At 42.5% G+C, this 26,182-nt stretch carries 24 protein-coding genes; 14 read left to right on the top strand and 10 right to left on the bottom strand.

The window, feature by feature from the left end:
• Nucleotides 1-380: 380 nt before the first annotated feature.
• The 3 genes from I6E83_RS11405 to I6E83_RS11395 all read left to right on the top strand — a co-directional run bounded on the left by I6E83_RS11405 (nucleotide 381) and on the right by I6E83_RS11395 (nucleotide 5,031).
• The gene (locus I6E83_RS11405; protein ID WP_197102044.1) at nucleotides 381-2,690 is read left to right on the top strand and encodes a sensor histidine kinase; all 2,310 of its coding nucleotides are present in this window, start codon (nucleotides 381-383) and stop codon (nucleotides 2,688-2,690) included.
• Between the two features lie 111 nt (nucleotides 2,691-2,801).
• Nucleotides 2,802-3,758 carry a response regulator gene (locus I6E83_RS11400; protein ID WP_197102043.1) on the top strand — a complete coding sequence of 319 codons (957 nt, stop codon included), beginning with the start codon at nucleotides 2,802-2,804 and terminating at the stop codon, nucleotides 3,756-3,758.
• A gap of 331 nt (nucleotides 3,759-4,089) precedes the next feature.
• On the top strand, nucleotides 4,090-5,031 hold the full coding sequence (locus tag I6E83_RS11395; protein ID WP_197102042.1) for a D-2-hydroxyacid dehydrogenase: 942 nt from the start codon (nucleotides 4,090-4,092) through the stop codon (nucleotides 5,029-5,031).
• Nucleotides 5,032-5,045: 14 nt separating this feature from the next.
• Here I6E83_RS11395 and I6E83_RS11390 read toward each other — a convergent pair whose 3' ends face one another.
• Nucleotides 5,046-6,689 (bottom strand): flavin-containing monooxygenase, encoded by a 1,644-nt coding sequence (locus I6E83_RS11390; RefSeq protein ID WP_197102040.1) that lies wholly within the window; start codon nucleotides 6,687-6,689, stop codon nucleotides 5,046-5,048.
• 42 nt (nucleotides 6,690-6,731) lie between these two features.
• Complete coding sequence (locus tag I6E83_RS11385; RefSeq protein WP_197102038.1) at nucleotides 6,732-7,445, bottom strand: RluA family pseudouridine synthase; 714 nt, start codon at nucleotides 7,443-7,445, stop codon at nucleotides 6,732-6,734.
• A 383-nt stretch (nucleotides 7,446-7,828) separates the two neighbouring features.
• Here I6E83_RS11385 and trxA point away from each other — a divergent pair, with 383 nt between their 5' ends.
• From trxA to I6E83_RS11370, 3 genes are all read left to right on the top strand, one after another.
• Nucleotides 7,829-8,155, top strand: coding sequence for a thioredoxin (trxA, locus tag I6E83_RS11380; RefSeq protein ID WP_194197946.1), 327 nt, complete (start codon nucleotides 7,829-7,831; stop codon nucleotides 8,153-8,155).
• Nucleotides 8,156-8,672: 517 nt separating this feature from the next.
• Nucleotides 8,673-9,941 (top strand): transcription termination factor Rho, encoded by a 1,269-nt coding sequence (gene rho, locus I6E83_RS11375; protein ID WP_025651526.1) that lies wholly within the window; start codon nucleotides 8,673-8,675, stop codon nucleotides 9,939-9,941.
• A 500-nt stretch (nucleotides 9,942-10,441) separates the two neighbouring features.
• Nucleotides 10,442-10,681: a hypothetical protein gene (locus tag I6E83_RS11370; protein ID WP_110923570.1), complete on the top strand. Its 240-nt coding sequence runs from the start codon at nucleotides 10,442-10,444 to the stop codon at nucleotides 10,679-10,681.
• Nucleotides 10,682-10,815: 134 nt separating this feature from the next.
• Here the strand turns inward: I6E83_RS11370 and I6E83_RS11365 are convergent, their stop codons facing one another.
• A complete protein-coding gene (locus tag I6E83_RS11365; RefSeq protein WP_197102036.1) occupies nucleotides 10,816-11,709 on the bottom strand; it encodes a neutral zinc metallopeptidase in 894 nt (297 codons plus the stop codon).
• 520 nt (nucleotides 11,710-12,229) lie between these two features.
• Here I6E83_RS11365 and I6E83_RS11360 point away from each other — a divergent pair.
• Entirely contained in the window at nucleotides 12,230-12,586 is a 357-nt protein-coding gene (locus I6E83_RS11360) for a hypothetical protein (RefSeq protein WP_110923572.1), read from the top strand.
• 247 nt (nucleotides 12,587-12,833) lie between these two features.
• On the opposite strand, the gene I6E83_RS11355 is transcribed toward I6E83_RS11360, so the two are convergent.
• The 5 genes from I6E83_RS11355 to rpmI all read right to left on the bottom strand — a co-directional run bounded on the left by I6E83_RS11355 (nucleotide 12,834) and on the right by rpmI (nucleotide 18,021).
• Nucleotides 12,834-13,133, bottom strand: a complete 300-nt coding sequence (locus I6E83_RS11355; protein WP_197102034.1) for an integration host factor subunit alpha — start codon at nucleotides 13,131-13,133, stop codon at nucleotides 12,834-12,836.
• A gap of 226 nt (nucleotides 13,134-13,359) precedes the next feature.
• The gene (gene pheT, locus I6E83_RS11350; protein ID WP_197102032.1) at nucleotides 13,360-15,765 is read right to left on the bottom strand and encodes a phenylalanine--tRNA ligase subunit beta; all 2,406 of its coding nucleotides are present in this window, start codon (nucleotides 15,763-15,765) and stop codon (nucleotides 13,360-13,362) included.
• A gap of 187 nt (nucleotides 15,766-15,952) precedes the next feature.
• Nucleotides 15,953-17,008 (bottom strand): phenylalanine--tRNA ligase subunit alpha, encoded by a 1,056-nt coding sequence (gene pheS / locus I6E83_RS11345; RefSeq protein WP_110923575.1) that lies wholly within the window; start codon nucleotides 17,006-17,008, stop codon nucleotides 15,953-15,955.
• Between the two features lie 308 nt (nucleotides 17,009-17,316).
• Entirely contained in the window at nucleotides 17,317-17,673 is a 357-nt protein-coding gene (rplT, locus tag I6E83_RS11340) for a 50S ribosomal protein L20 (protein WP_011281252.1), read from the bottom strand.
• Nucleotides 17,674-17,823: 150 nt separating this feature from the next.
• Nucleotides 17,824-18,021 (bottom strand): 50S ribosomal protein L35, encoded by a 198-nt coding sequence (gene rpmI, locus I6E83_RS11335; RefSeq protein ID WP_010197866.1) that lies wholly within the window; start codon nucleotides 18,019-18,021, stop codon nucleotides 17,824-17,826.
• A 437-nt stretch (nucleotides 18,022-18,458) separates the two neighbouring features.
• On the opposite strand from rpmI, the gene I6E83_RS11330 reads away from it, so the two are divergent.
• The 7 genes from I6E83_RS11330 (at nucleotide 18,459) to I6E83_RS11300 (ending at nucleotide 24,771) form a co-directional block, all read left to right on the top strand.
• On the top strand, nucleotides 18,459-18,902 hold the full coding sequence (locus tag I6E83_RS11330; RefSeq protein WP_197102030.1) for a thioesterase: 444 nt from the start codon (nucleotides 18,459-18,461) through the stop codon (nucleotides 18,900-18,902).
• Nucleotides 18,903-19,025: 123 nt separating this feature from the next.
• Complete coding sequence (gene hisIE / locus I6E83_RS11325; protein ID WP_197102028.1) at nucleotides 19,026-19,859, top strand: bifunctional phosphoribosyl-AMP cyclohydrolase/phosphoribosyl-ATP diphosphatase HisIE; 834 nt, start codon at nucleotides 19,026-19,028, stop codon at nucleotides 19,857-19,859.
• 243 nt (nucleotides 19,860-20,102) lie between these two features.
• A complete protein-coding gene (gene tatA, locus I6E83_RS11320; RefSeq protein WP_197102025.1) occupies nucleotides 20,103-20,375 on the top strand; it encodes a Sec-independent protein translocase subunit TatA in 273 nt (90 codons plus the stop codon).
• A gap of 53 nt (nucleotides 20,376-20,428) precedes the next feature.
• Nucleotides 20,429-21,124 (top strand): Sec-independent protein translocase protein TatB, encoded by a 696-nt coding sequence (gene tatB / locus I6E83_RS11315; protein ID WP_197102023.1) that lies wholly within the window; start codon nucleotides 20,429-20,431, stop codon nucleotides 21,122-21,124.
• Nucleotides 21,124-21,990 carry a twin-arginine translocase subunit TatC gene (gene tatC / locus I6E83_RS11310; RefSeq protein ID WP_197102022.1) on the top strand — a complete coding sequence of 289 codons (867 nt, stop codon included), beginning with the start codon at nucleotides 21,124-21,126 and terminating at the stop codon, nucleotides 21,988-21,990. The genes tatB and tatC overlap by 1 nt, the downstream gene beginning before the upstream one ends.
• 179 nt (nucleotides 21,991-22,169) lie before the next feature.
• Nucleotides 22,170-23,669 (top strand): UvrD-helicase domain-containing protein, encoded by a 1,500-nt coding sequence (locus I6E83_RS11305; RefSeq protein ID WP_197102020.1) that lies wholly within the window; start codon nucleotides 22,170-22,172, stop codon nucleotides 23,667-23,669.
• Nucleotides 23,670-23,745: 76 nt separating this feature from the next.
• Nucleotides 23,746-24,771, top strand: a complete 1,026-nt coding sequence (locus I6E83_RS11300) for a tRNA dihydrouridine synthase (protein ID WP_197102018.1) — start codon at nucleotides 23,746-23,748, stop codon at nucleotides 24,769-24,771.
• A gap of 225 nt (nucleotides 24,772-24,996) precedes the next feature.
• On the opposite strand, the gene I6E83_RS11295 is transcribed toward I6E83_RS11300, so the two are convergent.
• Nucleotides 24,997-25,422: an MAPEG family protein gene (locus I6E83_RS11295; RefSeq protein WP_197102016.1), complete on the bottom strand. Its 426-nt coding sequence runs from the start codon at nucleotides 25,420-25,422 to the stop codon at nucleotides 24,997-24,999.
• A gap of 14 nt (nucleotides 25,423-25,436) precedes the next feature.
• The gene (locus I6E83_RS11290) at nucleotides 25,437-25,850 is read right to left on the bottom strand and encodes an OsmC family protein (protein ID WP_197102013.1); all 414 of its coding nucleotides are present in this window, start codon (nucleotides 25,848-25,850) and stop codon (nucleotides 25,437-25,439) included.
• Nucleotides 25,851-26,182 lie beyond the last annotated feature (332 nt).

Below are 26,182 nucleotides of genomic sequence, written 5' to 3'. Positions count from 1 at the left end.
ACAATAAGATAACGACTCGCAAGTATATAAAAAACATTTACATCATAAAATTGTTTCTATACTGTTACTTTATGAAAATAGATGTCTTTTTTGTTACGTTGATTATTCATATTTATTATTAACAAAAATATCTAGTGGCCTAATATCTAAAACTAGTTTTGTTCAAAACTGTACGAATATCACTGCTTTTATAGACACTTAACTTTTAAAGAAACATAACAGTTAAGCCTTAAAGCTATTCGCTTGACCTTTTCTTTTAGCCCATTCGACATTTGATATTCAGATTGAGGACACGCTTTAATAATCACAGCTCTTTTTCTACCCAAAATACTGCTGTTGGTATTTTTCGTACTTTATATAATTCAAGGATGAATACATTTATGAGTGCCTCCAAAAAAGTTGGCTTGCTCAACCAAGTCAGTACCCAAGTGACCGTTATTTTGTTTCTTGCTTTTGCCGTTGTTCTTGCCGTTGTCGTCTATATTGTCGAAAAAGAAGGTTATGAAAAAATCCGACTTGAGTCCGGAAAACTAGTGGCTCAACGAGGTAATACGGCAGTCAATAGTATCTCCTCAGATGTCAATCGCGTGATGCGTAGTGCGTTGCAGCTACAGCAAAGTGCCCAGACACTACCACTACAAGAAAATATTTTGCAAGCCAGTACTGCCAATGCTTTTGATAAGCGAGACTATAGCTTGCTAGGCAGTGGTGGCATTTGGCCTGACATTGGTGCGCTTGGTGAGGGTGCAGCTACTCATCCATTTTTGATGGTACGCCAAGATGGTGATTACCGAGCCATACTAACCGATCCAAATCCTGCTAATCCTTACTATAAACAAGACTGGTTTAATAAGGTAAGAGCCCTCAATCCTGACGGTTGTATTTGGGCTGATGTGAGCCCAACTCAGACCAAAGGCGAGCTTGCCATGAGCTGCGGCGTGGCCATCGATCGTGACAATCAGTTTTGGGGTGTGAGCACAGTCAACTTTACACTCAATCAATTACAAGAAAACATCGTCAATCTGAGTGAAAGCTCAGGTTCAGGCTATATTCTATTGCTTGATAATAGCAATAAGGTCATCGCCTCATCCAACCCCGAAAGCCTAAACTATATCGATGAAGACACTGGTACACCGCTTGATATTAAGCAAGTGATTGATTCGGACCCTGCTTGGCAACCTATCTTAGATTTTTTAGATACTCAGCATAGCGATATCATCAAACAAGTTGCGGCGAAAATCTCTCCAGAAGCCCAACAAATCATTGCGACACTTAATAAAACAGAGTCAACTGCTGTTAGTAGCTCTGAGCTTATCAATTATGCAGCTTATGTGAATGCCAGTGAAAACCATCAAAGTACGATGGACAGTCGCCTATTGCAGAATTTCGAGTTGACCAATGACAACTATTATAATGGTAGTCAGGCGTATGTTTTCCAGATTCCTGAAACCTACTGGAAACTCATCGTGGTACAGCCCGACTCTGCCGTCAATGCCATTGCAGATAACTTAAGCAAAAATCTGATCAGATCAATTATGTTAGCGCTACTTATCACCGTTGTGCTGATCTATTTCATGCTGACATTCTTGGCATTTAAACCATTGAAAGAGACCACAGACAAAATCTCTCTCGCTGAAAAACTGATTGATGATAAGCAATACAATAAGCTCAGCGAGGTCAAATTTGCGGGTGGACGTAATGAGATTGGTCTAGTTAACCACTCTATTAATGAGCTACTCCATCGTATTCAGTCTAATGAAGGTAAGCTTGCCAATATCAATCAACAGCTAGAGGTAAAAGTCGAAGAACGCACTGCTGAGTTGCAAGACACCTTAAAAGAGCTAAAGAACTCACAATTGCAATTGATACGTTCTGAAAAAATGGCCACGCTCGGTCAGATGGTCGCAGGCGTTGCTCATGAAGTAAACACACCTTTATCCTATGTGCAGAACAACCTCGAAATCATCGGACAATTGACAGCACAATATGAAGATTTGATTAGTTTGGTGCAAGGGTTAAAGACACTTAATACTAATGAAGCAGTGCCTACCACTGAAATCGAGAAATTATTGGCAGATATCGTTCGTGCCTCTGATGAAATCGAAGAAGATGACTTATCAGATGAGCTCAAAGAGCTGATCAAAGACTCCCTATTTGGTGTCGAACAGATTACCGAAATGGTACTCAATTTGCGTAATTTTGCGCGTCTTGATGAGTCAAAAGTCAAAACGATCGATGTTCGTGAATGTATAGAATCTTCGCTAAAAATCGCTGGTAACTCTATTAGACATCAAGACATTGTCACCAACTTTGGCCCAACGCCTGAAATCAAATGCTCACCATCGCAAATCAATCAGGTACTGGTCAACCTATTGAACAATGCCTCGCAAGCAATGGACGGCAATCCTGATGACAAAATAGAAGTGCGTACCTACACTGATGATATCAACGTTTATATTGAGGTCAGCGATAACGGTAAAGGCATGAGCCAGTCCGTATTGGATCAAATCTTTGAGCCGTTCTTTACCACAAAAGCAGCAGGTGAAGGTACTGGCCTTGGTATGGCTATCAGTCAGCAAATTATGGAACAACATAATGGTGCGATTCAAGCCACATCAACCGAAGGCGTTGGCACGGTGTTTACCCTAACCTTACCCATCGATAATAATTTAACAGAACAAAATATGTAAGCATAAGCGAAGCATTAATTATATTGTCAGTGCAGCGCATAACCGAGCTGCACTGATAAAAGGAACAATACCTATAATTTAGCCCCTACTATTCATCGTAAGGATACGAATATGAATGAGATTGAAGACAATATACAGCCGTCTGCTCTAAGTACTGAACCTAAACCAAAAATTGCGTTTATCGATGATGAAAAACGTATTTTACGCTCAATGAAACTGCTCTTTCGCAAAAGTCATGATGTTTTTATCACCACTGACCCCAACGAATATATTGATTACATCAAAAATAACCACGTGCACGTGGCCGTCAGCGACCAACGTATGCCTGAGCGTGTTGGTGTTGACATATTACGAGAAGTCAAAGAAGTGTCACCATCGACCATGCGTATTCTGCTTACTGGGTATGCCGATCTGAACGCTATTATTGGCTCTATTAACGACGGTGAAATTTATCGTTATTTGACCAAACCGTGTAAATCTGAAGAGCTTCAATCAGTTGTTGGCCGCGCCACCGAAATTGCTTTGACGTACAACCCTGATGAAAATGCAGATCAAATCGACAGCTCAGATAATAAGCAAACACTGTTGGTCATAGATGAGAACGACGAGTTGATTGAGCAAATTCGCAAGCAGTTTTCAAACAGCTACAAAGTACTACATGCAACCAGTTTAGAAACTGCCTACGATTATCTTGCGAACTATGATATCGGTGTTTGTATCACAGATATTAATGTTGCCGGTGAGAATATCGCTCCTATTATCTTCACCTTAAAGCAAGATGCACCGCACCTAGTGGTGTTAGTACAAACACAATTTCAAGATGCCAGTTTATTGATTGATCTTATTAACAAAGGTCAGGTATATCGCTGCTTACCAAAACCGATGCGTGCCAGCCTACTAGAGATTAGCGTCAACCGCGCGTTCCGCCATCATAGCAATCTCAAAGCCAGCCCTGAGTTGGTCAAACGTCACGAAGTAGAGCACGACCCTGAAAATGATATTCGTATTGATTTAAGCAATCGCGTGCGTAGTTTTATTGGCAAATTGCGCAAGCGTTTTTCGCTATAGCATATTATTTATAAAAAACAGCCACGGCGAAACCCTTATAAAAAACCCTTACATCAATTATGGCGTAAGGGTTTTTTATCGTTTTATCTCTCATGTTAAAAACGTTAAGCACCAGACAGCTCATTTATAACTGATACCTCGCAGTTTTGACTCATAGTCACTCAGTAGGTCAGCTTCAATTTTCCACGCATTATTTTTGATTACTGCTTCTGATCCTCGCTTTAATAACATGTTTTTAATCAACCGCTTTTGATTGTCCAAGGCAACATGCTACATTATCTCGATAATCATTAAAACTAACTTTAAAATAACCATTCGATAAGGAGTAACCATGCAAGCGGTTTTTTTAGACAAAGGTACTTTTTCTGAGGGTATCGACTTACCTGCCCCAACAGGCATCAGCGACTACGTCACTTATAACGATGCCCCAAAAGATACTTCCGTTATTTTAGAGCGCTGTAAAGACGCCGATATTATCATTACCAATAAAGTTCAGATTAACGCTGAAGTAATAAGCAAGCTGCCCAAGCTCAAGCTCATTCAACTGACTGCCACTGGTATGAATAACGTTGACCAAGAAGCCTGTGAAAAGCACAGTGTTGCACTTTTTAATGTTGCTGGTTATGCGGTCAAAAGCGTACCCGAACACACATTTATGCTCATGCTAAATGCAATGCGCGCAGGCATTCACTATCATCAAAAAGTCTCTGATGGGACGTGGCAAGCGAAAGGTGATTTTTGCCTGCTTGATATTCCGCTGATAGATTTGGAAGATAAAACGCTAGGTATTATTGGGGTTGGCACTATCGGTAAACGCGTCACCGAAATCGCGCGTGCCTTTGGTATGAATGTATTGTGGGCAGAACAGCAAGGACGTGCGCCACGTAATGATGACTACACAGCATTTGAGGACGTACTTGCTCAGTCCGATGTTCTAAGCTTGCATTGCCCATTAAATGCGCAAACTCAGCACCTTATTAATGCAGATACTTTAGCAAAAATGACCAAACAGCCGCTCATCGTCAATGTCGCTCGTGGTGGTATCGTCGATAGCCAAGCACTGACCGATGCGATTAATAACGAGCAAATCATTGGTTATGCCAGTGATGTGTTTGAACAAGAACCTATTGCTAATAATGACCCGCTATTGAGCTTAAAGAACCATCCACGTGTCATCTTTAGCCCGCACAACGCTTGGGGCAGTAAAAGCGCACAAGAAACGCTGTGGCAGATGCTAAGCAAACAAGTCGCGGATTTTATCAGTACGCATTAAAGAACTATTACTCATCAAAGCTCACGACTGAATCGTAGCCAAACGTCCTTTATTTTACGGTGTTTGAGCACTATTCGGTCGCTGAGATAATTATTTGTGACCCGCCAAGGATAGATATCTCCTTGCTTGGGTAGCTCGTGTTGAGCGCGATTGACATATCCTGAGGATAACGCGCCCATCACAGTCTCTGATTGGGTGTGGGCGGTGCCATGCTCACTCTGCGCTGTTGCTAATACTGCTTGATAGCCATGCTTATTCATATATCCAAGCAGTCGCATCACATACTGACAAGCCAAATCAATCTTTAGTGTCCATGAGGCGTTGGTGTAGCCGAACAGCACTGCCATATTGGGCACACTTTCAACCATGACTGCTTTATAAGTCATGCGTGTACCGATATCTACTGCCTCTCCATCGATATATACTTTTGCACCACCCAGCATTTGTATCTTTAGCCCTGTCGCTGTCACGATGACATCTGCATCGAGATGTTTGCCAGAGTTGAGCATAATACCTGTCTTCGTAAAATGGCTTATTTGGTCAGTCACTACTGCTGCGCGTTTACCTTGTAACGCTTTGAATAAATCACTGTCTGGTACGGCACATATCCGTTGGTCCCAAGGATTATAATCGGGTACAAAATGCGTCACATCGACATCGCTGCCTTTTAGTTCTGTTTTGACGCCGCGCTTTAATAGCGCTTTCATAAATTTAGGGGCAACTATAGCCGCTCGGTAAGTACCTTGTTGTATTAAGACATTGCGGGTACGTAATACCGTATAGGCCTGCTCTTTTGATAAAGGTGAAAACTTGCCCGACAGCCAATCCAGTGCATAATCATCGCCTGGCACGCTCGCCACATAAGTGGGTGAACGCTGCAGCATAGTGACGTGTTGTGCGCATTGCTCAGCTTCCTCATCTACTAACGCTGGCAGCAACGTCATCGCCGTCGCACCGCTCCCGATGATGACTACCTTTTTATCTTGATAGTCCACATTATGCCAATGCTGCGGATGGACTATACGGCCTTCAAACGTTTCTTCTTGATCAAAATGAGGCTTATAACCTTGCTCATAATCGTAATAACCAGTGGCACCGACGACGAACTTGGCTGTTAGAGTAAACACTTCACCGCTAACGTGGTTTTTTACCATGGCTGTCCATCGTTGGCTGCTACTTGACCAAGAAAGCTGCTGTACCTCATGCTGATAACGAATATGCTCAGTGATACCAAACTCCTGCGCCGTATCAGCAATATAACGCTTAATGTCCCCACCTTTTGCCAAAATCCTGTGGTTCAACCACGGCCTAAAACTGTAGCCAAACGTCAATGCATCAGAGTCGGAGCGAATGCCGGGGTAAGTAAATAAATCCCATGTACCACCCAAATCTGCACGTTTTTCTAAAATCGCAAACCGCTGCGAGCTTTTCTGCTGCTGTTTTGATGTTTGACGTTTACATTGATTTGGGCTTTTATGACCAAACAGCCCTTTGTGTTTTTGCTGCTGCAATCGACAAGCCATACCTATACCAGCAATTCCTGCGCCGATGATAAGCACTTCATAATCTACTGGCGTGTCTAAGCGCGCCTTTTTAGATTGAAAGCGTCTCTTCACTGCCCGCTTTGCCGCCTGCTTTGCTGCTATGATATCAAGCATAATACCGTCCTTGTTTTTGCATGATTTATCTAAAAAACTTGGTTAAAAAGGGCTTGGGCTTTCCCAGTCCATCCATGCACCCAATACGGGATGCTTTAGACGTAAGTGTTGTGCATGCAGATTGAGCCTTGGAGCAATCTCTAACGCAGTCCCTTCAGCATAAATAGGGTCGCCAATCATCACGTGATCAACATGCACCATATGGACACGTAGTTGATGGCTACGACCGGTAACCGGCTTTAGCATCACTCGTGTCACTGCATGACCATTACACTCTTCATGAGCCAATATTTCATACATAGTTAACGCATGCTTTGACCAATCGTGGTCGACGATGTGGCGTGGTTTGGTCGCAGGCTCGTAGCGTACTGGCACTGATATCTTGCCAGTTGCGCCAACACTTTCCCACTGTCCAAAGACACGGGCTTGATACTTTTTCTGTGGCAAACGTTCAATAAACTGCTTACTGATATGGGTCTGTGCTGCCGCATTTTTTGCAAAAATGAGCAAGCCTGAGGTGTCCATATCCAGACGATGAATCAACTTAACTGCTGGATTAACGCGCTCAAGCCTTGCCAGCAAGCTCACATTCAGCGTTTTACCATTAACACTTAATAGCCCTACGGGTTTATCCACTATCCAAATATCATCGTCTTCATAGACAGTAATATCTCGTGCAAATGCTTGAAAAAACTCAAGCGGACGGGCATTTTCTTGAGCATTAAGAGCGTTGACTTCTTCATCAGTAAAAAGCATAAAAATGGGCTACTTATATTAGGGCGTAAAGGTAAAAAACAGACTTATTTATGGACTGAAATGTGAGACTGATAGCGATTTCAAGTATAAAGGAGATACGTCAGACATGTTAAACAGTGGCAATCATTCAATCAAAAATACAAATGGCAGAATTAACTGGCAAGCAAAATATAATCTATATGATTGTGTGTCGATTTATTGTGCTAATCGCAATTGTTAAACAATTTAACCAGCCTGCATCTGTCAAGTTTGAGCAAACATGTTAATATAATGGCACATTTTCACCACTTCTAAACGATTCTTTGGTCACTCATCACGCTACTATCTAACCAAGATATTCTGTAATGTATGACGATAGAAATAATAAAACAAGAGAGAAAACTATGTCAGATCTTATTTTCCACACCACCGATGCCGACTTTGATAAAGACGTACTAGAGTCAGACGTACCAGTATTGGTAGACTTTTGGGCCGCTTGGTGTGGTCCTTGTAAAGCCATCGCTCCTATTTTAGAAGATTTAGCTGCTGACTACCAAGGCAAAATCAAAATTGTTAAGGTAGATGTTGATAGCAACCCACAAGCGGCTAGCCGTTTCGGTATTCGCAACATCCCAACCCTATTTGTATTCAAAGGTGGCGAAAAAGTTGATTCAGTCATGGGTCTACAGCCAAAAGCTGAATTGGCAAAAGTACTAGACAAGCATCTATAAGCTTGTGCTAGCCAAGCATATGTCAAAAACTGCAATGTAATAGAAGAAGCCATTATCTGACTAAGATAGTGGCTTTTTTGCTTATTTTTTATGCAAAAGACTCGATTATATGACTTTTTTGGCAAAATTTATTGACAATGCCATTGTGAAGACCGTATAGTCTGCTGACAACAGAAAACTAATTGTTTTCATAAGTGTCTTATCGCTATTCTCCTCGTGTTTATCAACAAAAACACAATCGTCGTTATAAACACCATTGCTGAACGAAATGACTAAACACAATTACTGATATTGAGTTTTTGACGCAGACTCTTATGTAGCCTTCTTTATATTTATTTCTTATTACCTTGCACCAAACGACTGCAATTCGTACATAAGCTGACACGTAATACCCAACTACATAAATCCTAGCTCTGTGCACGCACCCTCTATCGCCATATTATCGTTGTTTTAATCAATGTCGTGACTTGTGCTGCTAATGGCATCTCTCATCTGATCACTTGCTAATGACCTATCTATGAATCTTACTGAATTAAAGAAAAAATCAATCGCTGAGCTATTGGCTATCGCAAAAGAAATGGGTCTTGATAATATGGCACGTAGCCGTAAACAAGACATCATCTTTGCTATCCTCAAAACCCATGCCCGTAACGGTGAAGCCATTTATGGTGACGGCGTTCTTGAGGTTCTTCCTGATGGTTTTGGCTTTTTACGCTCATCAGAAGGCTCTTATTTAGCGGGTCCTGATGATATCTACGTCAGCCCTAGCCAAATTCGCCGCTTTAGCCTAAAGACGGGTGACAGTATCGCTGGTACGATTCGTCCACCAAAAGATTCTGAGCGTTATTTTGCGCTACTAAAGGTCGGCGAAATCAACTTTGATACGCCAGATCGCTCACGTCATAAGCTTATCTTTGAGAACTTAACCCCACTATTCCCAACTGAACAATTAAAGCTCGAGCTGGGTAATGGTACCACCGAAGATTTGACGGGTCGTATCATCGACCTAATCGCACCGATCGGTAAAGGTCAGCGCTCTATTATCGTTGCACCGCCAAAAGCTGGTAAAACGATGCTGCTACAAACTATCGCGCAGTCAATTACCCGTAATAATCCTGAGTGTTATCTCATCGTACTATTGATCGATGAGCGCCCAGAAGAAGTCACTGAGATGGTACGTACGGTACGCGGCGAAGTGGTTGCCTCTACTTTTGATGAGCCACCACAGCGCCATGTTCAAGTGGCTGAAATGGTCATCGAAAAAGCCAAGCGTTTGGTCGAACACAAGCAAGATGTGGTTATCTTATTGGATTCTATTACCCGTCTAGCGCGTGCGTATAACACGGTCATACCATCGTCAGGCAAAGTGTTGACAGGTGGTCTGGATGCCAATGCGCTAGAACGTCCAAAACGCTTCTTTGGTGCTGCCCGTAATGTTGAAGAAGGTGGTAGTTTGACCATTATTGCCAGTGCTCTTATCGATACTGGTAGTAAAATGGACAGCGTTATCTTTGAAGAATTCAAAGGTACAGGTAACCAAGAGATTACGCTTGAACGCGACTTGGCTGAAAAACGTGTCTTCCCTGCGATTAATATCAAAAAATCTGGCACTCGTCGCGAAGAGCGTCTGCTTGATGAAGATAAATTGCGCAAAGTTTGGATTTTACGTAAATTGCTACAACCGATGGATGGTGTACAAGCGACTGAATTCTTATTGGATCGCCTAAAAGAAGCGAAGACCAATGATGAATTCTTTGAGCAAATGAAGCGTAAATCACAGAACTAATGCTAGTTCCGAGTTGCTTTAACATAGTAAGCAAACATTTAGCTTAAATAAAAAAGACTGCTTTCGAGCGGTCTTTTTTGTTTTTAAGACTAATAAGACTAAAGACTGCAATCAGCAGTCTCAACCGACCTACTACCTACCGACCTACTGTCTATGCAAGTGCCATAACTTCCTGAAAAATATCCATCAAGGACACAGTGGAGAAACATCCTTTACAGGATATTTGCAAAGAATAGCGCTTTTACTACGCGCAAAAATTATTAGTTGGGTTAGTATAGGCATACTCTGCTACACAAATCGACAGCAGTATCAATTTTTGATACATTTAATGCAGTCTTTATTAATACAGACCATGATATGTCTTGCGATAACATAATAGGTTATTTTAAGACTATTGCCCAAGTATCTTGATACTTTATATCAGTACCAAAATACTTGGACAATGCAAATATCGTGTTTTGATTATGATCAACCAACTTGATAACTTAACAGGTGATATTATGAAATTTGCTAAAACTATTGCGATGACTGCCCTTACTAGCTCTGCTCTTATCATGGGCGGCTGTGCAACTAACGGATATAGCAGTGGCTTGAGCAACACTGCTAAAGGTGCTGCTGTTGGCGCTGCTGCAGGTGCTGTTCTTAAAAGTAACGGCGACAGCAAAGATATCGCTCGTGGCGCACTTGGTGGTGCTGCTGTAGGTGGTGCTGGTGCTTATATTCTTGACCAAACTCGCTAATTGATCTTATCAAGGCTGAATATTACCTTGATAGAATCTTAGCTGACACAAAAAAGCCTGCAATCAATTGCAGGCTTTTTTGTGTCTAACTCATGAGTTGAAAATAAATTCGCTTATCGTGATCTACGATATGCTTATAACGCTCCGCTAAACGTATCACAAGACTGTACGCTACCACTATCTAAACCACGAGTAAACCATTGCACACGCTGCTGACTGGTACCATGAGTAAAGTTATCAGGTACAACTGCTCCGCCACTGGCCTTCGCTAAACGATCATCACCGATTTGACTGGCTGCATTGATGGCTTCATCGATATCGCCCGCTTCCAAAAACTGTACGCGCTCTTGGTTACGCTGCGCCCAAACACCTGCGAAACAATCTGCCTGCAACTCTTGTAGCACTGACAGCTTATTGGCTTCTGCGCGCGTGACTTGCTGACGGGCCTCGTTGACTTGCTGACTGATACCTAGCAACGTCTGCACATGGTGACCAACCTCATGCGCAATGACATAAGCTTGAGCAAAATCACCCGCTTTGCCTTCGTTACCTTCCTCACTAGAGCCTTGCTTATCACCTGTAATACCAAGATTTTGACTCATTTCTACAAAAAATGATTTATCTAAATAAACAGTCTGATCTGCTGGGCAATAAAACGGACCTGTCGCAGAGCTAGCGCTACCACATGCCGAGCTCACTTGACCATTGAACAAAATCAATGAAGGCTCTTTATAGGTACTACCTGCTTCATTGAATATTTGATGCCACACTTCTTCTGTGTCAGCCAGTACTACTTTTACAAACTGTGTATCCCGATCCGTACTGGTTGCAATTTCAGTAGAGGTTTCACTACTTCCACCGCCAGTAACAGCTTGACCTGTCTGCAAAGCTGTCATTGGATTTACCCCAAATACTAGCCATAAGATACCAGCAATGATAATACCACCGATACCACCACCGACCATCTTTCCACCGCCACCACTACTGGTGCGTACGTTTGAACTACCACGTCGACCTTGCCATTTCATAATTTTATTCCTCAAACATACGATAGGTACTGCTGCTCGTATTGATAGTTATTCATATAATATTACGGCCAATACTGCTTTTTATCTTGGTGCTTTAGCCTATTATATTAAAAATAATAGCCTGAATAGGCCTTTCGATAGATAACACCTCTCTAATTTACTCACATTACATCAAACGTTACATTTATTTACTGATTAATCATCGTGAAAGCAGTAAATTATTGCAAGTAAATTTAGAAGTTAATATTTAAAAAACTTCTTTAAAAACAATCTGATGCCATTGATTATATTTCTTTTAATATCCAACAGGGTGTTAAGAATTATAATCAATATACGAAGTAAAATTAAACTTACAATTTTATTGTTACTTAATTGTACGGACTATTTCCATTTAGATAGAAAACATATAGAATGCGTGCAAGCTGAGTAGCTGTAACTGGAAGTCGTTGAATACTGAGAAATCTCGGATTTCAACCCATGTTGCTGCTATTGATCATTTCATTTTTCCGGAGAAAACACTATGAAACTTAAATTACTTGCTCTAGCTGGTATCATGACTGCAACTATGGGCCTAACTGCCTGTGACAGCAGCAAAGAAAACGCTGCTGAAGATTTATCTGACGCATCAGAAGAAGTGCAAGACGCTTCTGCAGAACTAGACGAAGCGGCTGCTGAAGGCGAAGTAACTGCTGATGCTGACGCTGCTGTTGCTGGCGCTGAAGCTGACATCGCTGATGCTCAAGCTGCAACTGCTACTGACGAAATGGACGCTGAAGTTCCTGTAGACGGCGAAGCAACTACTAGCATGGATGTAGCTAGCGAAACTCCAGCTGTTGACGCTGCTGACGAAGTTGTTGTTGAAGAACCAGCTCAGTAATTTTATCGTTTATACGATGAATATACTGTAGTAAAAAAAGAGAGCATTAGCTCTCTTTTTTTGTGCCTGTTATTTATGATGTATAACAAGCTAATACTGTAATGTTCACTGATATTGCTACTCATATATAGTTTAAGCACATCAACATGCTTAACTTATAGCTTACATACCTAGACTATATAACGAGTATCAATCGACGACCTAAATATCAAAACTTAAGCCGTCATCATCAATACAAACATCTAGATTAGGCATCAAATAGACGCTCATCAACCTGTTGGCGAAATTTCTGTCCTGTTTTAAAGGTAACCACACGGCGTGCTGATACCGCAACGGGCTCCCCTGTTTTTGGATTACGGCCTGGTCGGCTGTTTTTATCTTTAAGCTCGAAATTGCCAAAGCCTGAAAGCTTGACCTCTTTGCCATCAATCAAACTCTCTGACAACTCATCAAAAAAGTGCTCAACCAAACAGCGACCTTCTTGGCGTGTTAGGTTAAGGTGACTCATCAAATGCTCGATCATGTCAGATTTGGTTAAGGTGCTCACAGTACAACTCCTATGCTATGTCGTGATGTCGAATATCATGGTTTAGCGGTATGAGGGTTAATGTTAGCTATTATAAAGGTTTTTGGACGTTTTTTTAATAAAAAGCGCATGAAAGTCCTTTATTAATAACTACTTAACATATTTTAGGGCTTTCTATTAATAGCAATGCCCCGTAGCCTTATAAGTAGAAAAGCTACAGAGCATTGCTTACTGTCTATATTAAATACTAGCTATCGCGTAACTGCGCAGAATGCTGTTCTGTTAGCGCTTGCACAACCTTATCAGTAGACGTTTTTATCACGTCATCAGACAAAGTCTGGCTGCTGTCTTGCCATACTAGTGCAAATGCCAGTGAGCGCTGACCTTCTGGTACTTTATCACCTTGATAAACATCAAATAACCACAGATCCCTCAATAGCTCACCTGCAGCAGCACGAATTGTGGTTTCTAGTGTCTGCAAACTAGTGTCGCTATCGACTAGGATGGCAATATCGCGGCGTACTTGTGGGAACTTGCTAGGTGTGCTGATGGCATGCTGCTCACGAGCGACAGTCAGTAATGGTGCAAGCGACAACTGCGCAACCCAAGTAGCTGGTAGGTCTAACTGTTTTGCGGTATTAGGATGCAACTGGCCAAGCCAACCAACGTACTGATCATCGATATATAATTTAGCGCTTTGACCAGGATGCAAAAAGTTTAGTCCACTGCGCTCATAACGGATACGAGCACCCTCTATTTGCGCAGGTAATAACTGCTCGATATCATGTTTGAGGTCATAAAAATCTAAAGCACGATTTTGATAGGCTTGCTCATCCCACACATTACCGACTGCGACCAAAGCAATACTTGGGGTCTGTACTAATTCGCTGATACTCTGGCCGACAAAGCTAAGGCCTGTTTCAAAAAAACGTACACGTGGTTGCTGACGATTCAAGTTATATTGCACACATGGCAATAGACTTGACAGTAAGGTACGGCGCATAACGGCTAAATCACTAGAGATAGGATTGGCCAGTGCCAACACTTCTCCCAGTGCTTCGTCATCGAGCAACGATTCTATTTTTGCATCACTAAAGCTAAAGCTGATCGCTTCCATATAACCGGTATCGACCAACGCCAGCTTCATCTCATGAGTCAAGTCTGCGGTATCATCATAATCCATGCTGACTTGCAAGTGCGGCAGGACGCTTGGGATATTGTCATAGCCATAAATACGGGCTATCTCTTCGATGAGATCTTCCTTGATACTCATATCAAAGCGATAAGACGGTGGCTTACAGACTAAAGCATCTGCTTGTTGCTCAACCTCAAACCCTAACTGAGTTAAGATACGTACCATTTCTAGCGGCTCAATATCGATCCCAATAACATCACGTACTTTCGCGATTGGCAAAGTAATTGGCGCACGTGCTGGTAAATGCTCACTACTCTCAGCTTTTACGATAGGGCCCGCTTGGCCGCCAGTGACGCTAATAATCAAATCACAAGCGCGTGCCAATGCGAGCTCTGGTAACTCAAAATCTACTCCACGCTCAAAACGTTGCGACGCATCAGTATGTAGACCAAAGCGGCGTGCGCGAGCAGCGATAGCAAGCTGACCAAAGAAAGCACTTTCTACAACGATATTGGTCGTGCTATCAGTAACGCTACTACGCTGACCACCCATGATACCAGCAAGTGCCAATGCGCCTTTATCATCGGCAATCACGAGCTCATCACCCGTTAAAGTAATGGTTTGCTCATTGAGTAAAGTAATGGTTTCTGCAGGCTGTGCCAAACGAACAACGATATTGCCCTCAATCTTATCTGCATCAAAAGCATGTAGCGGCTGACCCAACTCCATCAATACATAGTTGGTCACATCAACCAAGAAGTTGTGTGAGCGTAGTCCTGATTGAACGAGGGCATCTTGCATCCACTTTGGTGTCTCAATACTACGATCAATATTGCTAATCGATTGTAATAAGTAGCGTGGACACGCTTCAACTGCATTTACTGTAACGCTTGGCGTTGCACCATTTTCAGTAATGGTGATGTATTCAGCGATGGTTGGCATTTGCATTGGTAAGTCGTTGATGACTGATATTTCGCGTGCAATACCACGTACACTAAAGCAATCACCACGGTTTGGCGTGATAGAGATATCCAATATCTGATTGTCTAAGCCTAGATATTCACGGATATCTGTGCCAATCGGCGCATCTGCAGGTAATTCAAGCAAACCGTCTATACTATCTGTTAAATCAATTTCGGAAGCACCACAAAGCATACCGTTAGAGGCCACGCCGCGTAGGTTACCGTTTTTAATTTTAAAGCCTTTCTTATCATCGCTTGGGAGTACTGCCCCGACGATGGCAACCGGTGCTTTCATACCGACGGTGACATTAGGTGCGCCGCATACAATTTGTAGCAGCTCAGCTTCACCGATATTTACCTGCGTGACTCGCAGTTTATCAGCGTCTGGATGTTGCTCAACACTGATGACTTCACCGATGACCACACCACTAAAAGCACGAGCAACCGCATAGCGATCATCAATCTCTAGCCCTGCCATGGTTAACTGTTCGGCCAACTGTTCGCTGGTATTCGTGGGGTTTACCCATTGACGTAGCCACTGTTCGCTAATTTTCATAAATATCTCGGATCAGAATTTTATAATAAAGTGTTGGAGTAAAGCTTGGCGAATTAACTTGCTATAGTAAATCCTATATAAACTAGATACAGCGTCAGGCTCGCTCAGTCTACAATTTGTAGCACTTTCACTCACCTTCCTTGAATCTAAATTATCTTGAACTGACTATATAAGCATAAGGAAAACTCTAGCCAAATTGCTTTAAGAAGCGCACGTCATTTTGGAAAAACAGACGTAAATCGTCAATACCGTAATACAGCATCGCAAAGCGCTCGATACCCATGCCAAATGCAAAGCCAGTATACTTTTCAGCATCAATGCCGCAGTTGGTTAGTACTTGTGGATGTACCATACCGCAGCCCATGACCTCGAGCCATTTGCCATTGTCATCTAAGATATCTACTTCAGCAGAGGGCTCAGTAAATGGGAAAAATGATGGGCGGAAACGAACGGTCAGTTCTTTGGCAAAAAATGCTTCTAAAAACTCACTAATCAAGCCCTTTAGCTCAGCAAAAGTGCTCGACTCAGTAACCATAAGCCCCTCTAACTGATGAAACATCGGCGAGTGGGTTTGATCTGAATCATTGCGATAGACGCGACCTGGGCAAATAATGCGAATGGGTGGTTCGTTCTTTTCCATCGTGCGAATTTGCACAGGACTGGTATGTGTACGCAGCAAGTAATGCGCATCAAAATAGAATGTATCATGCATCGCACGTGCTGGATGGTGCGACGGAATATTCAATGCTTCAAAATTATAGTAATCACTCTCAACTTCAGGGCCAGTCGCGACATTGAAGCCTGCTTGAATAAAATACTGCTGCATGCGCTGAGTAATCATCGTTACTGGATGCAAATGACCTTTTTGACCACCACGAGCAGGTAACGTAATATCGATACTTTCTGCTTCAAGCTTGGCATTTAATGCGGCCACTTCCAACTGTTGTTGCTGATCAGTCAATGCTTGCTGAATACGGCTACGGACTTGATGTAACCAGCCACCGTAGGTTTTTTTGTCATCAGCACTGAGTTTACCCATTTGCTTTGACCAGCCAGTTAACGGGCTCTTTTTACCTGTCAACTGCACACGCAAATCTTGCAACTCACGCGCATCAGTAATCTGTAAAACCAATGCTTCAGCAGCACTCGCAAACTCAGTCAGTTGAGCTTCATTCAGCTCACTGAGCTCTGAGGATAAGGTCGGTAGCGCCGACAAATCGTTGATAGCAGCAGGGGTAGTCATAAGACGCATTATTCCTGATTTAAACGGACTATTAATAATAGTGATTGGTAATTGTAGGGGTTTGACCAAATATTGCAAACCATTTACCCATTCATTTTAAAATAAAGGCTAATAATATGAATGGCTTGAATATTTAGACAACGAAAAATTTAATTGCACATCAAACGAAATTTTTCTGAATTCGGATAGTGCAAATAGAGTCAGCTCTAAAATATTTTAATATAAAAAAAGCCACCGACCAGCGGTAGCTTTTATTAATATCGTACTATTAATCAATATTAGTTCTATTCATTTAGATAGGCTAATATTTATGCTAGTTCCGCTTTTGCTTTTTCAACCAATGCAGTGAAAGTCGCTGCATCATGCATAGCGATGTCAGCAAGTACGCGACGATCGATTGCGATGTTAGCTTTTTTCATGCCATTGATAAAGCGGCTATAGCTCAAACCGTTTAAGCGTGCACCAGCATTGATACGTGCAATCCAAAGACGACGGAAGGTACGTTTTTTGTTGCGACGGTCACGATAAGCATATTGACCAGCTTTGGTCACTGCTTGTACCGCTACACGATAAACACGTGAACGGGCACCGTAGTAGCCTTTTGCGCGTTTTAGGATTTTTTTGTGACGACGATTCGCCTGTACACCACGTTTTACACGGGCCATAAATTACTCCAAGATATTTTTAATCATTATTAAACGAATCACGATGTCATCGAATAGTAGACATCGTTATCAGATTGCAAGGTCAAATATTTTTAATTAAGTGGCTATTAATTGAATAGCGCTTGATTAAATGTATATGACGATAGGCTATTAGATGTATGGGCACATACGACGAACTGCTGCTTCGTCAGACTTGTCCACCATCTTAAGACCGCGCAACTGGCGAATACGCTTAGCTGATTTCTTGGTCAAGATATGGCTTTTGTTTGCTTGCTTACGCTTGAAGCCGTTTGCTGTTTTTTTGAAGCGTTTAGCTGCACCGCTTCTGGTTTTCATCTTAACTTTCATGATGATTTGCCTCTTTGTCTTTGATAGAACCTGGTCGTCAAATAGTACATAACGAATAGTGGCTTTAAAAACAACCACTAAACCTCTATTTGCCTTGAGGTGGGAGGCCGTATTTTAGCAGATAGCACGCTGTTTTGCCAAGGAAAGTTTTAATCATGCCCCAGTAAACCATCATAGTAGATAACGAGTATGAACCGACTGCTAGCCTTTCTCATAAAAACACCAATAAAACAGGGAAATCCTCTGCAAATAGATTGAATGTCAGCTTAAGCTGTGCTTAAGTAGAGAGTGAGTATTGGTATAGTTTAGGCGCTAATAATACAAGACTACTTATCACACTTATTAGCCGTATATCATACGGTCGGCATCGTTACGATGTTACCAATCTATATCAAGCTCAGCAGAACTCATCACCTGCCGTCAAACTAGGAAATAATGTGCCAAGAAAAGAGTTGGACTTTGATAACGATTTATTTGTCTTTGAAACAGTCATGCGTGTACGTCATACTGAGGTAGATATAGGCCAGCATCTGACACTTGAATCATTGACAGCATTGGTGACTGAAGCGCGCGCGCGATTCTTGCACTCCAAAGGTATTAAAGAGATCAATGCCGACTATCAAGGCTTAATTATTGATGAGTTACAGTTAAACATTGATAGTCGTGTACGATTGCGTGACCAACTCCTGTTTGAGATAGGCGTCGAGCCGTTGTATGATAACGGCGGCAATATGGTTATAAAAGCCACTCGGATGCATACGGGTGAAACAGTGGCTAAAGCACGACTGCATTTTCTCAGTTACGACTTCCGGCTAAATAAAGTGACTGCGCTCAATAACACTTTAAAAGAAGCGCTATACCCACACTTAGTTAATCTTTAATATTGTTTTTCTTAAAATACTGTCTTTGCTTAAGCAGCTTCTTCGCTCACCATATCAAGAGAGTGAGCACGCTTGATGCATTGACCATTCCTTACTTCATACTTACAAGATGACAGATATACTATGACTTTACCTGCTTGGCTGGCTGCCATAAAATTTAATGATGATGGTTTGATTCCTGCGATTGCTCAAGACCATAAGTCTGGGCGTATTTTGATGATGGCATGGATGAATGCGGAAGCGCTACAACTGACTGCACAAACGCAGACGGCCGTTTATTTTTCGCGCTCACGTGCCAAATTATGGCACAAAGGCGAGTCGTCAGGTCATACGCAAACCGTCCACGATATTCGCTTGGACTGTGATGCAGATGTGATTGTACTGAGCGTCACCCAAGCTGGCGGTATCGCTTGCCACACTGGTAGAGAGTCTTGTTTTTATCAGCGTTTAGATTTATCTGGACAAACGCCTGAGTGGGAAACCGTTGATAAAGTACTAAAAGATCCTGCTGATATCTACCATACAGATGCAACGAGTGCTCCTCATCAAGATAATGAAGCTGATGCAGTTGGCACAGTCGCGAATAATAAGAGCCAAACAGAAAGCGCATCTATTTTGCAGCAGCTTGATAATGTATTGGCTGAACGCAAGCAAGCAGATGCTGATAGCTCTTATGTGGCAAGCCTATACGCTAAAGGGTTGAATAAAATACTAGAAAAAGTCGGTGAAGAAAGTACCGAAAGCATCATCGCTGCCAAAGACTTTGCCAGTTGCGACGAAAGCCTAGACAAAGCGCAATATGATGAGGCACGTCATGAGCTCATTTATGAAGTGGCTGATGTCTGGTTTCATACGTTGGTTGGACTGGCATGGTTCGATATTGAATCGGACGCTGTGTTAAACGAGTTAGGTCGTCGCTTTGGACTCTCGGGCATTGAGGAAAAGGCTTCAAGATAATTTGTGATATTGTAAAATCAATCTAGTGAAGACAGCTTGTGAAATCGTAAAATAATCAGCTCCTCTGTTTGATTATTTTGCGATTTCACCCTTTTGTCACAACTGCAGGTTATAATATAGCTCTTTTAACGTCGCATTATATGTCGATACTTTTTGTTTGCTATATTGCTATGTGATAAACGCAAAGCTATAAATATAAATTATTCATATACAGACTGAAAACCAAGACATGAGGATAGCTTTATGGGCAGTTTTTCTATTACGCATTGGCTGATACTATTGGTTGTGGTGGTCGTCGTATTTGGCACCTCTAAACTGAGAAATGCTGGCAAAGATTTAGGCGGCGCAGTTAAAGGCTTCAAAGAAGCGGTCAAAGACGAAAATACAGAGCATGCTAAAAAGCACGCCGTCCTTGATCATGATAACAATACCCGTACCACAGAGCGCTCAGCTACTGACAACGTCAATAATAGCGATATCAACGCAGCCCCAACTGACGATAAGCACAACGTATAATGCCTATAGCACTTCGCCAGCCTGTAGTTCCTAGATAGTGACATTCAACCATTATGTTTGATATTGGGTTTTCCGAATTACTCCTCTTTGGCATAATCGCCTTGATTGTTCTGGGTCCAGAAAAACTGCCTCAGGCAGCACGGACGGCTGGGCAATGGTATGCCAAAATTCGCCGCACGGTTTCTACTTTACAGTCTGAAATAGAGGCTGAATTAGACTTGGCTGAAACACGGCAGCAAATGCAAAAAGAGCTGGCCAAAATTCGCCAGACTGAGTCGGATATGAAACGCGAGCTAGCAGAAATGCGTGGCAATATGAAAGAGTTTGAAAACGCTCAAAACCAACAATTCAATGCAGCGCATGATACTGTCGGTAAGGCTGCACATGGCAGAGCTGATGAAAATAATAGTGAGCAAAATAGTAGTGAACAAAAAAGGCAGTCCGTCACGCCTAAAGAATTCGATTACGCCTATGGGCAAAATACGACACTAGCAGATACTAAGCAGCCATTAGAAGCAGACGATAGTTTGCACGGCTCTTCCACAGGCAGGACACCCCAAGATGGTATTCCTCAAGTCATTCAAAACATCACAACCAAACCTTGGGAAAATATGTGGTTCCGTCTTGGTGCTTATGACAAAGCTCGACGTCTGCCTATGCCCCCCTACTTACCGAATTATAAAGCCGATGTTTTATTAAATAGTCCTGTAAGCACGCAAACTTCTGACAATAAACAGGAGTCTGATTGATGGGATTATTCAAACGCAAAAAAAGCCGCCAAGAAAAAGCCGCTAGTTCAGACAAAGAAGCAATGACCGATGCAGTGGATAAAAATGAGTCTACAGATGCGCTAAGCGCTGTGGCTGATATGCCTATCACAGAGCATTTGATTGAGTTACGTAGACACTTAATCAAGATATCTGTTGCTGTACTGGTCATATTCTTGGCGCTAGTCGGATTTTCACGCGAGCTATACAACCTATTGTCAGACCCACTAGTTGCACAACTGCCAGCCAATTCAACCATGATTGCGACAGACATCACCTCCAATTTTATGGCGCCGATACGCCTGACTGTCTTTGTCGCTGCATTCTTTGCCATGCCTTATATTTTGTATCAGATCTGGTCGTTTGTAGCGCCAGGTTTATATAAAAAAGAAAAGAAAATCGCGATTCCAGTACTATTATCTTCGATATTCTTATTTTATTCTGGCGTAGCGTTTGCCTACTTCATCGTACTCAAAGGGGTGCTAAAGTTCTTTATCATGTTTGCCCCGCAAAACGTCCTACCGATGACAGACATCGACAGTTATCTAAGCTTTGCACTCAAACTGTTTATGGTATTTGGCTTAACTTTTGAGATTCCAGTCGTCACCTTGCTATTGATATTGACTGGCATTGTCTCCATTCAAAGTCTAGAAGATAAGCGCCGCTATATCATTGTCGGTTGTTTTGCCGTGGCAGCAGTTGTCACACCGCCTGATGGCGTATCGATGCTGATGCTAGCGATTCCGATGTGGTTATTGTTTGAGCTTGGTTTGTTTTTAGCCAAAATCTTAATCAAAGAAGAGCCTAGCGCTGCTCTAGCTGCTAAGACGGCCTCGCACAAAGAATGAACTTACCAGTTAATTCAAAACAGGCCAACGTGCTAATCTGTTAATATGGCTACTTAAGCCTCAAGTAATCGTCGATACATCTTTTGACTATATTATCACTAATCAGCCATTGTCTATGCAGTGGCTTTTTTTACCCCCATCATTTTTGACCATGTTTTACTCTTTTAGGTAACTTTGTTATGTCCGCATCTATGCCAGCTTATATGAGCGATCCCACTGACGAGCAATTAAATGCGCTCAATATGGCGATGGATCACAAGTCATTCAAAGTGGTGGCTTATGCGGGTGCTGGTAAAACCACGACGTTAAAGCTCATCGGTGAGCGCCTGCGTGGACGCGGCTTATATTTAGCCTTTAACAAAACGATTGCCAATGATGCTCGTTCAAAGTTTCCACCGCATGTGGAATGTCGCACCTTTCACTCGCTTGCCTATCGTCATGTCGCACGTGATATCACAGCCAAACTGTCCTTGCCAAGATTCTCCCCCAAGCGGCTTGGCGATGATTTGGGCTTGCAACCCGTCCAAGTACGTCGGCAAATGGATGGTATAAACAAATATATTACGCTCACGCCAGCTCGATTATCGCGCTTCGTCAGTGATGCCGTGAGCAATTTTTGTAGTACGCATGCCAGCTACCCTGCACCCAGACATATATTGTTTCCAAGTTGGCTCGATGACTCAGATGCAGAGCAATTGCGTGAGATGCTCTACCCTGCCGTAGAGCATCGTTGGCTACAATCGATTGATGCACGTCATCCTGCTGGCATCGGGCATGATATTTATCTGAAGCTGTGGGCATTATCAAAACCAAGCATTCCAGCAGATTTTATTTTGTTTGATGAAGCGCAAGATGCAGATCCATTGATGATGGGGATTTTGACTCAGCAACCGAGACAGGTAATCTATGTGGGCGATGCGCATCAGCAGATTTACGAGTGGCGCGGTGCGGTCAATGCCATGAAAAAACTGCCACTGCCGCAAACCTTATTGACGCAGTCTTTTCGCTTTGGTGAGCCAATTGCAGAAGTTGCCAATACACTGCTCAAGGCATTGCAAGAAGATGTGCCGCTTAAGGGTAATCCTAATAAACAGTCCTCTACTGACAAAGGCATGGTGCACAGTAAAAAAGACGCTATTCTATGTCGCACCAATGCCGCTGCGATGGCGCAATTATTGACTGGACTCAAACTCGGTCATAGAGTGGCGCTGCAAGCCGATACCGATCGCATGCTAAAATTCTGTCAGGCCGCCGAAAACTTAAAAAATGGCAAGTCTGCTTATGGCGTGCCTGAACTGGCATACTTTTATAATTGGGGCGATGTGCAAGAATACGCCGAAACCAATGAAGGCAGCGATCTCAAAACTCTGGTGAAATTGGTCGACGATCATGGTACCAACGTATTGAGTCAAGCGGTCAATAGCTTGACCAGTATCGAAAATGCGGACTATGTCATCTCAACTGCTCACAAAGCCAAAGGGCTCGAATGGGGAAAAGTACAGTTGGACGATGACTTTTATTATGATGTCACCACTAATGCCGTCAAAATAAGCCCTGAAGAGTTGCGCTTACTATACGTTGCTTGCACGCGTGCCCAGACCAACTTAGACATTCATAATATTAAAGACTTGATATCAGGATTGCAGACAGGTAAAAAAGTGATTTTTGGTAAGACTTAATTTTCCTCCATCTCTGCCAATCTCGAGCTTCATTCTATCTTTCGTTATAGCAACCTTTTAGTAGTGAACAACAAGCATGAATAATAGTCAGCAACTTCAAGCACGTCAAAACACCATCCGTCAGTTATTTGCCAACCCCGTCCGCTTACTTGCGCCAATGGAAGGCTTGACCGATCCATTAATGCGACAAATTCTCACGCAAATTGCGGCAGATTTAGGTCGTCCCTATGACTGGTCGGTGAGCGAGTTTATTCGGGTGACTCAGCACGTTTTGCCAGCACATGTGTTTTACAAATACGTGCCAGAATTGCGTCATGATGCCAAAACTACCTGTGGCACACCGATTCATTTGCAACTTTTAGGCAGCGAAGCGCAACTTATGGCAGACAATGCTGCTTATGCTGCTGAGCTTGGTGCACCTGCCATTGATATCAATTTTGGTTGCCCTGCTAAAACGGTAAACAGCCATCGTGGTGGTTCAGTATTACTGGATGAACCCGAAACCATGTATCAGATTATCAGCGCGGTGCGTCAAGCAGTACCTGCCGATATTCCAGTATCGGCCAAGATACGTTTAGGCTACACCGATACCAGTAGAATGGATGATATTCGTGGCGCGATTAACGATAGTGGTACTGATTGGCTGACCATTCATGCACGAACCAAAACCCAAGGCTATAAGCCACCAGCCTATTGGGACAAGATTCAAAGTTTTAACGCGCTTGATATTCCAGTGATTGCCAATGGTGAGATATGGAACGCAGAACATGCAAAGAACTGTATGACGCAAGCAGGTACAAAACATTTGATGTTAGGTCGCGGCGCGGTTACCCGTCCAGATTTGGTTGCTCGTGTGGATTGCGGTTCAGATGATGCCATGCTAAGTGCGGCAACGTTGTCGTGGGAAGCGATGGTCACCCATCAGATAAAATTTTTGGAAGGTCGGGCTAAAACTGAAGTGATATTGGTCGGTCGCTATAAGCAATGGCTCGCGATGCTCATCAAAGGCTATAGCGAAGCAAGAGTCTTATGGGATGCTATCAAACGAGAGAAAAATAAAGCGGTGATTATCAGTGCGCTACAATTTAGCATACAACAATAATCACCTGCTCATATTTGGTTGATCTAGGGCGTGTCATCAATTAGATTGTGAGGCTTAAAATGAGAAAAATTATAGATAAACAAGGAAGAAATTGCCGTTAATATGAACATATTGGCAAAATTACTGACGATGTTTAGCAAAATTTAGCCATTTTAAGACCACTAAATGTATTAATGTGCTGATTGATGATACACCCTAGACCCTATAAGAATCAGTTCTCAAGTATTATACACTTACTCGAATCGCTAAATAAAATAGCATCAAAGAACAAGCCATCGATAACGCCCAAAGTATCGAGCGAAAAGCTGACAAATTGGTGATATAAGCCACACAAAAGCCAATACGAATCAGCACATATAGCCAAGCCAATACATTGATAATCGCCTGCGGAACGAAGAACAGCATCGCCGTTAGGACAGCCGCCAAAAATATAGGCAACGTCTCATAGCTGTTTTGCTGTGCCGCATTAGCACGTGCTGCAACCCCTGTCGCATGCTGAAAAAAATCTCGAGGATGTGCGTTATTTCTGAGCTTAAAACCGCCAGATGCTTTTGCAACGATTGATACTAACCATGGTAGTAAGCTTGCCACCACCATTGCCGAAATGGCAGATGCTGCGGTATTAGAGACCAACTCCAAAAGTGCATTCATTAATATATTCGCCTCTATCCTGCTACAACTTCAAAATCATGAGTGACGTTCACGCCGCCCTGTACCAACATTCTGCTGGCTGAGCAGTATTTTTCTGCTGATAAATGGATGGCTTTTTCGACTTGTTTTTCTTTGACATCTTGACCCGTCACCACGAAATGCATATGAATATCGGTATATACCGCTGGTACGGTTTCAGCACGTTGTGCGGTTAGCTCACAACGTACATCTGTCACTGCTTGGCGTGATTTTTGTAAAATCTCTACCACATCATAGCTAGCACAACCACCAAGCCCTAATAGAATAAGCTCCATTGGACTGGCGCCTTTTTCTTTATCGGCATCGATCTGTACATTATGTCCTGACGGTGACACGCCCATAAATGCTTTGTTTTCTTGCCACGTAACACTTGCTTTTGACTCTGACATTTTGCCTTTTCCTTATTTCAATTATTAGATTTCAATTAGCAGGTTCTCTGCTTTTTATTTTTAATAATACCCGTTGCCTTAATACTGTATGGGTAGTTATATCACGTTGCTAGTGTAGCATAAGCCAAAGCAAGATTTTATATCCCCATTGTCGTTAACTGTCGTTGGCTATTGCCATGACCTTAGTCATTTGTAGCTAGTCTAGCTGCTTTACTGCATGGTCTATTGATAACGATATTTTTTGAGTCGTAAATTAATACCAATACACTTATATTACCGTCATTACTGAAACTTACCCCTGCCGTAATATCCTTTAAATAAACTTACAAAAG

This window comes from Psychrobacter sp. SZ93C1, from assembly GCF_015864635.1.
Taxonomy (GTDB): domain Bacteria; phylum Pseudomonadota; class Gammaproteobacteria; order Pseudomonadales; family Moraxellaceae; genus Psychrobacter; species Psychrobacter fozii.
This window is presented reverse-complemented; position numbering and strand designations above follow the sequence as displayed.